This window comes from Bordetella sp. H567, from assembly GCF_001704295.1.
In the GTDB taxonomy this organism is placed as follows: domain Bacteria; phylum Pseudomonadota; class Gammaproteobacteria; order Burkholderiales; family Burkholderiaceae_B; genus Bordetella_C.
The window spans coordinates 4,913,057-4,926,422 of the sequence record NZ_CP012334.1 but is presented as its reverse complement, the minus strand read 5'-3'; the positions used below and the strand labels follow the sequence as shown (position 1 = coordinate 4,926,422).

13 protein-coding genes are annotated in these 13,366 nt (G+C 65.9%); 6 read left to right on the top strand and 7 right to left on the bottom strand.

Annotated elements, in window-relative coordinates; translation table 11 throughout:
• The first annotated feature begins 68 nt into the window (after positions 1-68).
• Together AKI39_RS22060 and AKI39_RS22055 are read left to right on the top strand one after the other, a co-directional pair.
• Complete coding sequence (locus AKI39_RS22060; protein ID WP_066643593.1) at positions 69-1,193, top strand: amino acid ABC transporter permease; 1,125 nt, start codon at positions 69-71, stop codon at positions 1,191-1,193.
• A gap of 56 nt (positions 1,194-1,249) precedes the next feature.
• Positions 1,250-1,990: an amino acid ABC transporter ATP-binding protein gene (locus AKI39_RS22055; RefSeq protein ID WP_066640966.1), complete on the top strand. Its 741-nt coding sequence runs from the start codon at positions 1,250-1,252 to the stop codon at positions 1,988-1,990.
• A gap of 49 nt (positions 1,991-2,039) precedes the next feature.
• Here the strand turns inward: AKI39_RS22055 and AKI39_RS22050 are convergent, their stop codons facing one another.
• Positions 2,040-2,627 carry a CGNR zinc finger domain-containing protein gene (locus tag AKI39_RS22050; RefSeq protein ID WP_066643591.1) on the bottom strand — a complete coding sequence of 196 codons (588 nt, stop codon included), beginning with the start codon at positions 2,625-2,627 and terminating at the stop codon, positions 2,040-2,042.
• 351 nt (positions 2,628-2,978) lie between these two features.
• On the opposite strand from AKI39_RS22050, the gene AKI39_RS22045 reads away from it, so the two are divergent.
• From AKI39_RS22045 to AKI39_RS22035, 3 genes are all read left to right on the top strand, one after another.
• The gene (locus tag AKI39_RS22045; RefSeq protein ID WP_066640964.1) at positions 2,979-3,839 is read left to right on the top strand and encodes an alpha/beta fold hydrolase; all 861 of its coding nucleotides are present in this window, start codon (positions 2,979-2,981) and stop codon (positions 3,837-3,839) included.
• Between the two features lie 96 nt (positions 3,840-3,935).
• Positions 3,936-4,910 (top strand): zinc-binding alcohol dehydrogenase family protein, encoded by a 975-nt coding sequence (locus tag AKI39_RS22040; RefSeq protein WP_066640962.1) that lies wholly within the window; start codon positions 3,936-3,938, stop codon positions 4,908-4,910.
• A gap of 153 nt (positions 4,911-5,063) precedes the next feature.
• Positions 5,064-6,071 carry a Bug family tripartite tricarboxylate transporter substrate binding protein gene (locus AKI39_RS22035; protein WP_066640960.1) on the top strand — a complete coding sequence of 336 codons (1,008 nt, stop codon included), beginning with the start codon at positions 5,064-5,066 and terminating at the stop codon, positions 6,069-6,071.
• A 26-nt stretch (positions 6,072-6,097) separates the two neighbouring features.
• On the opposite strand, the gene maiA is transcribed toward AKI39_RS22035, so the two are convergent.
• From maiA to gtdA, 5 genes are all read right to left on the bottom strand, one after another.
• Positions 6,098-6,736, bottom strand: coding sequence for a maleylacetoacetate isomerase (maiA, locus tag AKI39_RS22030; RefSeq protein ID WP_066640958.1), 639 nt, complete (start codon positions 6,734-6,736; stop codon positions 6,098-6,100).
• 17 nt (positions 6,737-6,753) lie between these two features.
• Complete coding sequence (locus AKI39_RS22025; protein ID WP_066640956.1) at positions 6,754-7,719, bottom strand: tripartite tricarboxylate transporter substrate binding protein; 966 nt, start codon at positions 7,717-7,719, stop codon at positions 6,754-6,756.
• Positions 7,720-7,775: 56 nt separating this feature from the next.
• Positions 7,776-9,032: a flavin-dependent oxidoreductase gene (locus AKI39_RS22020; protein ID WP_066640954.1), complete on the bottom strand. Its 1,257-nt coding sequence runs from the start codon at positions 9,030-9,032 to the stop codon at positions 7,776-7,778.
• 3 nt (positions 9,033-9,035) lie between these two features.
• Positions 9,036-9,734 carry a fumarylacetoacetate hydrolase family protein gene (locus tag AKI39_RS22015; RefSeq protein ID WP_066640952.1) on the bottom strand — a complete coding sequence of 233 codons (699 nt, stop codon included), beginning with the start codon at positions 9,732-9,734 and terminating at the stop codon, positions 9,036-9,038.
• A gap of 251 nt (positions 9,735-9,985) precedes the next feature.
• Complete coding sequence (gtdA, locus tag AKI39_RS22010; RefSeq protein ID WP_066640950.1) at positions 9,986-11,038, bottom strand: gentisate 1,2-dioxygenase; 1,053 nt, start codon at positions 11,036-11,038, stop codon at positions 9,986-9,988.
• A 178-nt stretch (positions 11,039-11,216) separates the two neighbouring features.
• Here gtdA and AKI39_RS22005 point away from each other — a divergent pair, with 178 nt between their 5' ends.
• On the top strand, positions 11,217-12,137 hold the full coding sequence (locus tag AKI39_RS22005) for a LysR family transcriptional regulator (protein WP_066640947.1): 921 nt from the start codon (positions 11,217-11,219) through the stop codon (positions 12,135-12,137).
• 137 nt (positions 12,138-12,274) lie between these two features.
• Here AKI39_RS22005 and AKI39_RS22000 read toward each other — a convergent pair whose 3' ends face one another.
• Positions 12,275-13,267 carry a Bug family tripartite tricarboxylate transporter substrate binding protein gene (locus tag AKI39_RS22000; RefSeq protein ID WP_066640946.1) on the bottom strand — a complete coding sequence of 331 codons (993 nt, stop codon included), beginning with the start codon at positions 13,265-13,267 and terminating at the stop codon, positions 12,275-12,277.
• Positions 13,268-13,366: the final 99 nt, after the last annotated feature.

Below are 13,366 nucleotides of genomic sequence, written 5' to 3'. Positions count from 1 at the left end.
CGTCCGGCCTGCCGCCTCGGCAAGAGGACCTCAATCCCCTGGGTGTGTCCGTGCCCTCGATCGAGGGCATGCCGCCGCCGGCGCCCGGCGGCCCGGCCGGTGCGGCCTCTCCGGCCGTGGACGCCCTGCCGCCGCCGGCCAGCCAGGTCGGCCTGCTGGGATGGCTGCGGTCGCGGCTGTTCTCGTCGCCGTTGAACATCCTGCTGACCGTCCTGATCGCGTGGTTCCTGCTGCTCGCCATTCCCGCGCTGCTGGAATGGCTGCTGGTCAAGGCGAATTTCTCGGCGACGACGGCGCAGGAATGCCGCGCTTCCGGCGGTGCCTGCTGGGCCTTCATCCGCGAAAAGCACCGCTTGATCCTGTTCGGCACCTATCCCTACGATGAACAGTGGCGCCCGCTGCTCGCGTCCGTCGTCCTGATCGCGGTCATCATCTGCAGCGGCATCCGGCGATTCTGGACCCCGGCCCTGGCGGTGCTGTGGGCCGTCGGCCTGGTCGTGGTCGCGGGGCTGATGTGGGGCGGCGTCTTCGGCCTGACCTACGTGGAAAACGAACGCTGGGGTGGCCTGCCGCTGACGCTGATCCTGGCCACCTTCGGCATTGCCTTCGCGTTTCCCATCGGCGTGCTGCTGGCGCTGGGACGGCGATCGCGGCTGCCGGCGATCAAGGCGCTGTGCGTGGTGTACATCGAGCTGATACGCGGCGTCCCGCTGATCAGCCTGCTGTTCATGTCGTCGGTGATGCTGCCGCTGTTCCTGCCCGAAGGCTTTTCCATCGACAAGCTGCTGCGCGCGCAGATCGCCATCATCATGTTCGCGGCTGCGTACATCGCGGAAACCGTGCGCGGCGGCCTGCAGGCCATACCCAAGGGACAGTACGAGGGCGCCGCTTCGCTGGGGCTGACCTACTGGCAGCAGATGCGCAAGATCATCCTGCCGCAGGCCTTGCGTATCGTCATCCCGCCGCTGGTCAGCATTTTCATTTCGCTGTTCAAGGACACATCGCTGGTGGTCATCATCGGCATCTTCGACCTGACGCTGGCGGCCAAGGCCGCGCTGTCCGACGCCGCATGGCGCGGATTCGGCGTCGAGGCCTATCTGTTCATCGCATTCATCTACTTTATCTTCTGCTTTTCGATGTCCAAGTACAGCCAGGCGCTGGAACGCCGGCTGGCCAAGGGTTATCAACGATAAGACGGCGCTGCGCCCGGGCCTGGCCCCGGGCGGCGCCAGCGCAAGGGAGCGCCCGCATGGCCGACGCTATCATCAGTATGCAGGACGTGAACAAGTGGTACGGCCAGTTCCACGTCCTGCGCAATATCAACCTGGACGTTGCGACGGGCGAGCGCATCGTGATCTGCGGCCCATCGGGGTCCGGCAAGTCGACCTTGATTCGCTGCATCAACCGGCTGGAAGAACACCAGCAAGGTCACATCGTCGTCAGCGGCACCGAGCTGACCAATGACCTGAAGCACATCGAGACCATACGCCGCGAAGTCGGCATGGTGTTCCAGCATTTCAACCTGTTCCCCCACCTGACCGTGCTGGAGAACCTGACGCTGGGGCCGATGTGGGTGCTGAAGAAACCCCGTGCCGAGGCCGAGGCCGCCGCGTTGAAGTACCTGGAACGCGTGCGCATCCCCGAACAGGCGAACAAGTTTCCCGGACAGTTGTCGGGCGGGCAGCAGCAGCGGGTGGCGATCGCGCGCTCGCTGTGCATGAATCCGAAGATCATGCTGTTCGACGAACCCACGTCGGCGCTGGACCCGGAAATGGTCAAGGAAGTGCTGGACGTGATGGTCACGCTGGCCGAGGAAAGCGGCGTGACCATGCTGTGCGTGACGCACGAAATGGGTTTCGCGCGCAAGGTCGCCGATCGCGTGATCTTCATGGATCGCGGCGAAATCATCGAGGAAAACACACCGGACGCGTTCTTCGACCATCCGAAGAACGAGCGGACGAAACTCTTCCTGAGCCAGATCCTGCATTAGGGCCCGTCGTCAGGGCCTGGTGCCGCGAAGGCATGAGGCCCTGATCCAGTTACGCGGCGCCGGCTTGCTTCGCGCGTTGGCGGTGTGCTGCCACCTTGGCGCGGTTGCCGCAGACGGCGGTGCTGCACCATCGGCGGCGGTGGCCCCGGGTGTGGTCCGCGAACATCAGCGTGCAGCGCGCGCCTTCGCAGGCTTTGACGTGCGCGAGGTCTTCGGTGGCGACGAATCGCGCCAACGCTTCGCCGATGGGCAGGAGCAACGATTCGGGCGAGCGCCAGCGACGCATGGCGCGCAGTTCAAGCGCGCCCCCGGTTTCCCCGGCGGTGACGACCTGCGTGTAGCCTTCGTCGCGTTCCAGCAGGCGATTCAAGGGCTGCAAGGCCTGCACGGCGTCCGGACCGAGCGGGCGCCCCATGTGCCGGCGTACAAAGTCCCTGAACCATTCCCGCAGCGCGCGAGCCTGGGCGGCCACGCCGTCCAGTTCCCCCGGCATCGCGCGCGCGTGTAGCGCTGCCAACTCCGGCGCCGGCACCAGTCCGGCCTGTTCCAGCCAGGCGAGCAGGCCCTCTCCATTGGCTATCCAGTCGACCGGCGTATCCGTGGGGGTGGCGATCGAGTTCAGGAAATCGAGTGCCATGGAATCGGCGATGAATAGGGCGGGCGGGTGGTGGTGATCGTGCACGTGGCGTCCCTTGCCGCGTCGGATCGCGGCTGATGGTGTAACCCTTCAAAAAGTTGTTGACAGGTTAGCATCGCCATAGCTAACCTTGCAACCGATATCAGTAAGGTTACTCGACGCTCGGGTCGACTGTGGGGATACGCCGCTGATCTAGTACGGGACTCAGCGTACTCGTGCGCCCGCGTTCCGCAGGGAATGTGTGGTGACATATAACCTAATTGTAATAACCAGATAAGTTATAAGCGCCGACCTGGGGCATTAGGTACCGGGCCTGGCGAATCCAGCCTTTCACCTTCCAAGGAAAACGCCATGACGAAGATTGCCTATCGCCAAGTCCAGGCCGGTGGCCTGAATGTGTTCTATCGCGAGGCAGGCGCGCCGGGCGCGCCGAAGCTCTTGCTGCTGCACGGATTTCCCAGTTCCAGCCATATGTTCCGCGAACTGATCCCCCTGCTGGCCGCGGACTTCCACATCGTCGCGCCCGATCTGCCGGGCTTCGGCCAGACGGAGATGCCGCCGCGCGAGCGGTTCGACTACACCTTCGACAATTTCGCCAACGTCATCGAAGCCTTCACCGAAGCCGTGGGGTTCGATCGCTACGCGATGTACGTGTTCGACTACGGTGCGCCCACCGGTTTTCGCCTGGCGCTGCGGCACCCCGAGCGCATCCGCGCCATCATCACGCAGAACGGCAATGCGTACGAAGAAGGCCTGAGCGAAGGTTGGAACCCGATCCAGGCGTACTGGCGTGACCCCTCGTCCGAAAACCGCCAGGCCTTGCGCGCGCTGCTGACGCCGGAAACTACCCGGTGGCAGTACACGCACGGCGTCGCGGATCCTGCGGCCGTGTCGCCGGATGGGTATGGGCTGGATAACTATTACCTGTCCCGGCCCGGCGCGGACGAAATCCAGCTGGACGTCTTCGGCGACTACAAGAGCAACGTCGCCCTGTACCCGGACTTTCAAGCGTATTTCCGCCAGCATCAGCCGCCGCTGCTGGCGGTGTGGGGCAGGAACGATCCCTTCTTCCTGCCGCCTGGCGCGGAAGCGTTCAAGCGCGATATTCCGTCGGCCACGGTGCGGTTCTTCGATACCGGGCACTTTGCCCTGGAAACGCATGCCGACGAGATCGGCGCTGAAATCCGCGCCTTCCTGCGATCCCTGGCGTGAAGGCCGCGGGCCGCATCACGCGGCCTTCACGAATACTCATTGCCATCCAAGCGGCCGGACAGGTCGCGGGATCAGTTATCACTGGAGATGAAAAAAATGCGAGCAATCGTGCTGGAAAAATTCGGCGGCCTGGATAGCCTGGTCTACAAGGACATCCCGGAGCCCGAGCCGAAGGCCGGCCATGTGGTGATCGAGATCAAGGCCTTCGGCATCAACCACGCCGAAATGCACATGCGGCGCGGCGAATGGGCCGAAGCCGCGCCCGTCAGCGGCATCGAGTGCGTGGGCGTGGTGAAGTCCTGCCCCGGCGGCGAGTTTCCGGTAGGCGCCAAGGTGGCGGCATTGATGGGCGGCCTGGGCCGCACCATCAATGGCAGCTATGCGGAGTTCACACGAGCGCCCGTCTCGAACGTCGCCTTGATCGATGCCGATCTGCCTTGGGCGGACCTGGCCGCCATCCCCGAAACCTACGCCACGGCGTGGACCTGCCTGTTCCGCAACCTGGACCTGCAGGCCGGACAAACCCTGGTGATACGGGGCGCGACCTCGGCCTTCGGCCAGGCGGCGGTGAAGCTGGCGGTGAATGCCGGCGCCAGGGTGATCGCGACGACCCGCAACCCCAAGCGCTTCGACATGCTGCTGGCCTTGGGCGCCGTGCGCGTGGAGCTGGAAGGGCCGGACCTGTCCAAGCGCATCGCCGAAGCCCGGCAACTGGATGCGGTTCTGGACCTGGTGGGCAACAGCACCATCCTGGATTCGCTGGCGATGCTGCAGCGTGGCGGCAAGGCCTGCCTGGCGGGCTGGCTGGGCGGCCTGGCGCCGATCGCGGATTTCAATCCCCTGCTGCAAATGGCGAGCGGCGTGTACCTGACTTTCTTCGGCAGCTTCGTGTTCGGCACGCCGGGGTTTCCGTTATCGGATGTGCCATTGCAGGCCATCGCACGGGATGTCGCGGCGGGACGGCTGCAAGCAAAACCCTCGCGCGTCTTCCGCTTCGAGGACATCCATGAAGCGCATCGCATCATGGAAGCCAATGAAGCGGCCGGCAAGATGGTGGTCGTGCGCGATTGAGTCGTCGCTGTCCGGCGATGGTGGGGTGTCGATACCCCAGCGCCGCTCGCTTTCGAGCTGTCATCCATGGCCGGGGACGGCCGTTTATTCCGGAAAAGGCTTGCCTATCTTCTCAGTTATGCTACGGGTTATTTCAAAACGTGGGAGGAGATCATGTCCCCTAATCTGTTTGCCCGCCTGGGCCGCGTGCTGGCGTGCGGCGCCATCGCGCTGGCCGCCGTGGCGCCCGTGGTCGCGCACGCCGCGGCCAGCTATCCAAGCAAGCCGCTGCGCTTCATCGTTCCTTATCCGCCCGGCGGACCGCTGGACACCACCGCCCGCATGCTGGCCGAGAAGGTGCGCGCCGAACTCGGCCAGCCGGTGATCGTGGAAAACCGCGCCGGCGCGGGCGGCAATATCGGCGCCGACCTGGCGGCCAAGGCGCAGCCGGACGGCTATACCCTGGTGATGGGCGCCGTGGCGACGCATGCCATCAATCCCTGGCTGTTCAAGAACCTGCCCTACGATCCCATCAAGGACTTCGCGCCGGTGACCATCGTGGCGTCGGTGCCGAACGTGCTGGTCATGAACGTCGACTTCGCCAAGAAGAACAACATCAACAGCCTGAGCGACCTGATCGCCTATGCCAAGGCCAACCCCGGCAAGCTGAACTACGGTTCGGGCGGCAACGGCAGCGCCGGGCATCTGTCGGGCGAGCTGCTGAAGGCGCGCGCTGGCGTCAACATCGAGCACATTCCCTACCAGGGCGCGTCTCCGGCGCAGCTGGCGCTGCTGTCGGGCCAATCGGACTTCATGTTCGACAATCTGGCCGCGTCCGCGCCGCTGATCAAGGATGGCAAGGTCAAGGCCCTGGCCGTGACCACGAAGGAACGGTCGTCCTTGCTGCCCGACGTGCCGACGGTCGAGCAATCCGGCGTCAAGGATTTCGACCTGGGCACGTGGTTCGGCGTATTCACCACGGGCGGCACGCCGCAGGCCGTGGTCGACAAGCTGAACAAGGCCTACAGCGCGGCGCTGATGCAGCCCGACGTGCGCCAGCGCCTGCTGACCATGGGCTCGGAAGTCAAGCCCATGTCGCCCACGCAGTTCGCCGACTTCGTGCGCAACGAAAAGAGCAAGTACAAGGAAATCGTGCAGGTGTCGGGCGCCAGCACGAACTGAAGCACGGGGCGGCGCCCCGCGCCGCCCTATTTGATGAAGTCCGGCTGCCTGGCCGGCTCCGCGCGCTGGAAGGCCGGCTGCGCGCTGCAATGCGCGTAGACCGCCATGGCGCGCGGGTACGCCGACATGTCGCAGCCCATGCGCTGGGCATTGGCGATCTGCGGCACCAGGCAGACATCGGCCAGCGTGGGCGCGTCGCCGAAGCAGTAGGGGCCGTGGCCATGGCGGACCAGCAGGGCCTCCACCGCCCGCATGCCATCCTGCACCCAATGCCGGTACCAGGCATCCTTCTGTTCCGCGGACACGCCCAGGACATCGGTCAGGTAGCGCAGGATGCGCAGGTTGTTGACCGGATGGATGTCGCAGGCGATGACGCTGCTCAATTCCAGCACGCGCGCGCGCAGCGGGATGTCGCGCGGGATCAGGCGCGGTTCCGGATGGATGCCATCCAGATAGTCGATGATCGCCAGCGACTGCCCCAGGTTCATATCGCCATCGCTCAACAGCGGCACGCTGCCCGAGGGGTTCCTGTCCATGTAGGCCTGCGCGCGATGTTCCAGCGTGCGGATGTTGATGGCCTGGTAGTCGTGCTCCAGGCCCTTCAGGGCCAGGGCAATGCGTACGCGGTAAGAGGTTGAGCTGTTGAAGAAACTATAGAGTTGCATGGATGCTGTTCCCGGACTCAGTCCGCCTTGATGCCGGCGCGGGTGACGATATCGCTCCAGCGCTTGGCGTCCCGGGCGATCAGGTCACCGAATTCCGCCGGCGTGGACGTGGCGGGCACCATGCCCTGGGCTTCGAACGCGGTAGCGGTGGACGGCGCCTTCAGCGCCTCGGCGATCTGCTTGTTCAGGCTGTCGATGATGGCCGCCGGCGTGCCCTTGGGCGCCAGCACGCCGTACCACATGTCGACGTCCGCGCCCTGCAGGCCGGATTCGGTCAGCGTGGGCACATCGGGCAGCTGCGCAATGCGCTTGGGGCTGCCGGTGGCGATGACCTTCAGCTTGCCGGCCTTGATCTGCGGCAGCGCCACGTGCACTGGCAGGAACATATAGTCCAGACGGCCGGCCAGCATATCGGTGACGGCGCCCGCCGTTCCCTTGTAGGGCACGTGGAGCATTTCCGTCTTGGTCTGGTCCAGCAGCAGCGCCATGGCCAGGTGGTGCGGCGTGCCGACGCCGGGTGTGCCGTAGGTGAGCTTGCCGGGCTGTTTGCGCGCGGCGTCTTCGAGCTGCTGCACCGTGCTCACGGGATTGGACGGGTGCGTGACCAGCAGCAGCGTGCCCCAGGAGGTCAGGCTGACCGGGGCGAAATCCTTCACGGGGTCGTAGTGCAGCTTTTCCTTGTACAGGGGCTGGTTCATGACGAAGGTGTTCACGGTCACCAGGAAGGTGTAGCCGTCCGGCGCGGCGCGGGCGACTTTCTCCGTGCCGATGTTGCCGCTGGCGCCGGCCAGGTTTTCCACGATGACGGACTGGCCCAGCGTCTTGGGCAGGGTGGCGGCCAGCTGGCGCGCCACCAGGTCGATGCCGGTGGCGGGCGTAAACGGCACGATCAGCGTGATCGGGCGGTCCGGCCAGGCGGCCTGGCTGACGGATGCCGTCATCACAAGCGCCAGCGCGGCCAGGGCGCGTAACAGGGTCTTCATGTTGTCTCCTTGCGGACGCGGCGTTCGCGCCGCGCCCGATGGGTGGTACTGCCGGATCAGAGGAAGGACGGCCGCGATGTCAGCGTTGCGGGATCGAAGCCGGCCACTTGCTTGTAGCGATCGGAAATGGCCTGCAGTTCTTCGCGGCTGATGACGTCCTCGATGCGTTCGAAGCGCTGGTCGTGCGAACGCTCGTAGGCTTCGCGCAGGATGGCGTCCGGCGGATTGCTGCGGTTGGTCAGCACGACCTTGGTGGTGGCGGCGACGCGGGCTCGGTCGTACTCCTGCAGCGCCGCGGGAACCAGGCCCTGCTTCTTCAGCTGGCCGGCCAGGAAGCGTGCGTCGATGATGGCTTGACCGGCGCCGTTGGAGCCGCGCGGCACCATGGGGTGCGCGGCATCGCCCAGCAGGGTCATGCGGCCTTGCGTCCAGGTAGGCAGCGGGTCCTGGTCGACCATGGGGTATTCCAGCACCGAGTCGGCGTTCTGGATCAGCGCGGCCACATCCAGCCAGTCGAAATGCCAGTCGGCGAAGGCCGGGAAGAAGTCCTCCAGGCGGCCCTGGCGGGTCCAGTCGCGCACCGCGGGTTCGGCCGATTCGATCTCGGCGACCCAGTTCACGAGCTGGTTGCCTTCCGCGTCGATGTTGTTTTGGATGGGATAGATCACCATCTTGCCGATCGACAGCCAACCGGCGCGGACCATGCTGCCGCCGCTCAGGAAGGGCTTGCAGCGCGTGACGCCGCGCCACATGTTCACGCCGGAATAGCGCGGCGCGCCTTCGTTGGGATACAGCTGCTTGCGCAGTGCCGAGTGGATGCCGTCGCAGCCGACGACGATGGCGCCGCGCACGGCCGGACGCGGCGTGCCGGCGCTATCGGTCATGTGCACGGTGACGCCGTCGGCGTCCTGCTCGACACGCACGGCGCGGTGGTCGGCCAGGATGCTCTCGGCGCCCAGGCGCTGGCGCACGGCATCCAGCAGCGCCATCTGCAGGTCGCCGCGGTGGATGGAGTATTGCGGCCAGGCATAGCCGGCCGCCTTGCCCGCGGGTTCGCTGTAGATGAACTGGCCGTGGCGCGTGAAGAAGATCGATTCCTTGGTGTGCACGCCCAGCTTGTCCAGCGTCGGCAGCAAGCCCAGTTCGTCCAGCTCGCGCGCCGCGTGCGGCAGCAGGTTGATGCCCACGCCCAGCGGCTTGATTTCCGGAACGGCTTCGTACACCCGGCAGGCGATGCCGGCCTGGTGCAGGCTCAGGGCCAGCACCAGCCCGCCCACGCCCGCGCCCACGATAATGACGTCGGTATCTTTCATGGCTTACACCACCCGTGCGCGCAAGGTGCCCAGTCCCTCGACCCCGCCTTCCATGAGGTCGCCCTTGATCACCGGCCCCACGCCTTCCGGCGTGCCGGTGTAGATGAGATCGCCCGCTTCCAGGCGGAAGTAGCGCGACAGATAGCTGATGGTCGCGGCCACCGACCAGATCAGCTTGGAGGTGTCGCTGCGCTGCTTGTCCTGGCCGTTCACCTTCAACCAGATGCCGGCTTGCTCGAAATGCCCCTTGGCGCTGACCGGATGCAGCGGGCCGATGGGCGCACTGTCGTCGAAGGCCTTGCCCAGTTCCCAGGGGCGACCGGCTTCGCGCATCTTCATCTGCAGGTCGCGGCGCGTCATGTCCAGGCCGACGGCGTAGCTGTGCACATGGCCCAGCGCATCGCCCACCGCGATGTTCGCACCGGGCTTGCCGATGGCCGCGACCAACTCGATCTCGTAATGGTAGTTGGACGTTTCCGTGGGGTAGGGCAGGTCCAGCGTTTCACCTTCCGCCACCGGCATCACCGCGTCGGCCGGCTTGCAGAAGAAGAACGGCGGTTCGCGGTCGGGATCGAAGCCCATTTCGCGCGCATGGGCGGCGTAGTTGCGGCCCACGCAGTACACGCGGCGCACGGGAAAGCTGTCGCCGGTTCCGGCGACGGGCACGGCGACAGTCGCCGGCGGGGCAAAGACGTAGGGCATTTGCAAAAAGCCTTTGTTGGCAAAGAACAGAAAACGGACGACGATTCACCGTCGCATGAAACAAACTCGGACCCACCCGGAACGCCGCCGACCCGGCTCTCCCGCTCGCTCGCGTCGACCCTTCAAGCGCGACTGCGGCGAACATCCACCGGTCTGGCCCGACCGGGGACGCCGAGGATCCGGCTCCGCCGGTCCTCTGGCGTCGCCCCCTTGAGGGGGAAGCGCGAAGCGCTTCGGGGGTGGGCCTTTTCCTACTCTTCCCGTTCTTCCCGCAGCAGGCCCAGGGCCGCTTGCACCGGACGGTCGGAATAGCTGAACAGGATCGCGTCGTCCATGGCGGCCAGCTGCACCGGCTGCCACGACGGCGCGACGAACACATCGCGCGGGCCGAAATGGAATTCCTGGTCGCCGACGCGCGCCGTGCCGCGGCCTTCCACCACCGAATAGACGGTCGAATCCGTGCTGCGATAGGTCTTGCCCTGGAAGCCGGCGGGCAGGAACTGCATGAAGGTCGCCATGGTCGGCATGGGATAGCCGCCGGTCGCGGGATTTACATAGCGCAGCTTCACGCCGTCCCAGGCGTCCAGTTCGCCGAAGCGATACAGCTGGTCCAGGGCCTCGCGGCTGCGTTCATAGGGATAGTTGAAGATGGGCGAATTACCGTTCGCGGGCACGTGCCGCACGGGCGCCATGTTGTTGCCGAAGCGGGCGAAGCTGTCACCTTCGTGCCGCGTCACCGGCTGCGTGGATGCGGGATAGTTCTCGGCGAAGCCGGCGTCCAGCATGCGCAGCAGCGGAATATCCAGGCCGTCCAGCCAGACCACCGGTTCGCCGCCTTCGGCCGCTTCGATATTGCCGTGGTCGTGGAAGGTCCACGAGGGGGTGATGATGAAGTCGCCCGGGTGCATGGTGGTGCGTTCGCCGTTGACCGCGGTATACGCGCCGGCGCCTTCCACGATGAAGCGCAGCGCCGATTGCGTGTGGCGATGGCTGGGGGCGATTTCGCCGGGCAGGATAAGCTGCAGGCCGGCGTACAGCGTCTGGGTGATGCTGGCCTGGCCCGGCAGGCCGGGGTTTTCCAGAATCAGGACGCGGCGCACGGCTTCTTCGGCGGTGATCAGCGAGCCGGCTTCCATCACGTCGGCGCGCACGTCGTTGTAGCGCCAGATGGCCGGGACGCAGCGCGGCTGCGGCGTGCGGGGAACCAGGTTGTGCAGGGATTCCCACAGCGGCGCCATGTTCTTGCGGGCGATGCGCTCGTAGTAGGCGGCGCGGTCGGCGCGGGTTGATGTTCCTTCTGCCATGGCCTTGTCTCCTTGACGTTTTTGCGTATTATGTGAGCGGCGATATGTCTTCAGAAATGAAATTATCTTATTAACCATACTTAAAACCATATGGCTGACGGGCGACGGCCCGCCGCGAGGCTGACGGATCGCCCGCGCGGCGGCGGCCGGGCCAGGTTCCGCCGGCATCGAGACATCCATGGACTGGACCTACCGGCTGCGCCTGCGCAACCTGAAGATGCTGCTCAGCCTGGCGCAGACGCGCAACATCAGCCACTCCGCGGCCATGCTGAACACCACGCAGCCCGGCCTGTCGAAATGGCTGAAAGACCTGGAGGACGATATCGGCCTGCCGCTGTTCGAGCGGCACGCGCGCGGCTTGCGCCCCACGCCGTATGGCGAGGCCCTGATCGCCCACGCCCAGCGCATCGATGCCCAGCTGGAGCGCGCCAGCGGCGATATGGCGGCGTTGCGCCAGGGCGGCGGCGGGCGCGTGGTGATCGGCGCGTCCGGCGCCTCGGCCTCCGACACGGTGCCGCTGGCGGTCATGCGGCTGCTGGAACGCATGCCGCAGGCGCGCGTGAAGCTGGTCGAATCCACCATGGACCATCTGCTGGCCCAGCTGGCGCAGGGCGAACTGGATATCGTCGTCGGCCGGTCCGCGCCGGAGCATCATGACCCCGCCATCCTGTCCGAATCGCTATACCTCGAGCCGGTGCACATGGTGGCGCGTCCGCGCCATCCGGTGTTCGGCCTGTCCCGCATCACCTGGGAAGACTTGATGGCTTATCGCTGGATCGTCTGGCCCAAGGGAACGCCGATCCGCAATGCGCTGGATACCGCCTTGGCGGCCGCGGGCAAGGCCATGCCGGCCGACCACGTGGAATCGAATTCAGTCACCGTCAACCTGACCCTGATCAGCAATAGCGACCTGATCGGCGTGGCTTCGCACCGCGCGGCGCTGCGCTTCACGCACATGAGGGTGATGCGCATCCTGCCGATCCGGCTGTCCGGCTTCGGCGCGGTGGCGATGTATTGGCGGCAGGAAACCTTCCAGCCCGCGGCCGTCGAAATGGCGCTGGATAGTCTGCGCAGTGTCGTGGGAGAACATCAGGGATAGGGCTGGCGCGGCTCGTTCCCGCGCGCTGGAGCCACGGCACGGAACGAAAAAAAGCCCGGGCGGCGTTGCCTCCCGGGCTGGCATCGGGGCGTGCCGCCCCGTCGTCACATAGGCTGACGTTGGCCTTCCAGCCGCGATCAGTTGGCCTTGATGTTGGCCTTTTCGACGACGTCCTTGTAGCGCACCAGTTCGTCCTGCGTGTACTTGCCAAGCTGCTCGGGGCCCATGAATTCCGCCTCGGCGCCCTGTTCGGCGGCCTTCTTGCGGAATTCCTCCGTTTTCATGATCTTGTCGATCTCGCCAGCCAGCTTGTCGACCACGCCCTTGGGCGTATTGGCCGGCGCATACATCGCGAACCAGGATGAGACGATCAGGTCGGGATAGCCGGCTTCGGCGGCGGTCGGCACATTGGGCAGCGATTCCAGGCGCGCCTTGCCGGTAACGGCCAGGGGGCGCAGCTTGCCCGCCGCGATCTGGCCCAGCAGCGGCGGCGGCGTGGTGATGGTCATGTCGACCGAGCCGCTCAGCAGGTCGGCCATGGCCGGGCCCGTGCCCTTGTACGGGATGTGCGTGGTCTTGATGCCCGCCATCTGGTTCAGCAGCTCCGTGGCGACCTGCTGCAGCGAGCCGTTGCCCGACGATGCGTAGTTCAGTTCACCGGGATGGGCCTTGGCGTAGTCCACCAGCTCCTTCAGCGATTTGATGGGCAGGCTGGGGCGCACCACGACGACCTGCGGCGCGGACAGCACGTTGGCGATGGGCGTAAAGGACTTGATGGGATCCCAGGTGAGGCCCGGGGTGATCAGCGGCGTGATGACCTGGTAGCCCGAGTACTGCAGCAGCAGGGTGTAGCCGTCCGGGGCGGCGCGGCTGACGGCCTGCGCCGCGATGCTGCCGGAGGCGCCCGGCTTGTTTTCCACGACGACCGCTTGCCCCAGTGCCTTCGCCAGCGGCTGGGCGATCAGGCGCGCCGCGATGTCGGTGGTGCCGCCCGGCGCGGCCGAAACGATCAGCGTGATGGGGTGGTCGGGATAGGCGGCGCCGGCGGCCAGCGGCGCGGCGGCCAGCGCGCAAAGGCCGGCGGCCGCCATCAGGCGGCGCAGGGGATGGGTCAGATAGCGGGCATGCATGTCAATGTCTCCGTTCTTTGTTGTGCGAAATGATGGCAGTGCTGCGTTGCCGGTTCGGTAATGCGTTGATGCGTGGTCAGGTGCTGCGTTGCCGGTTCG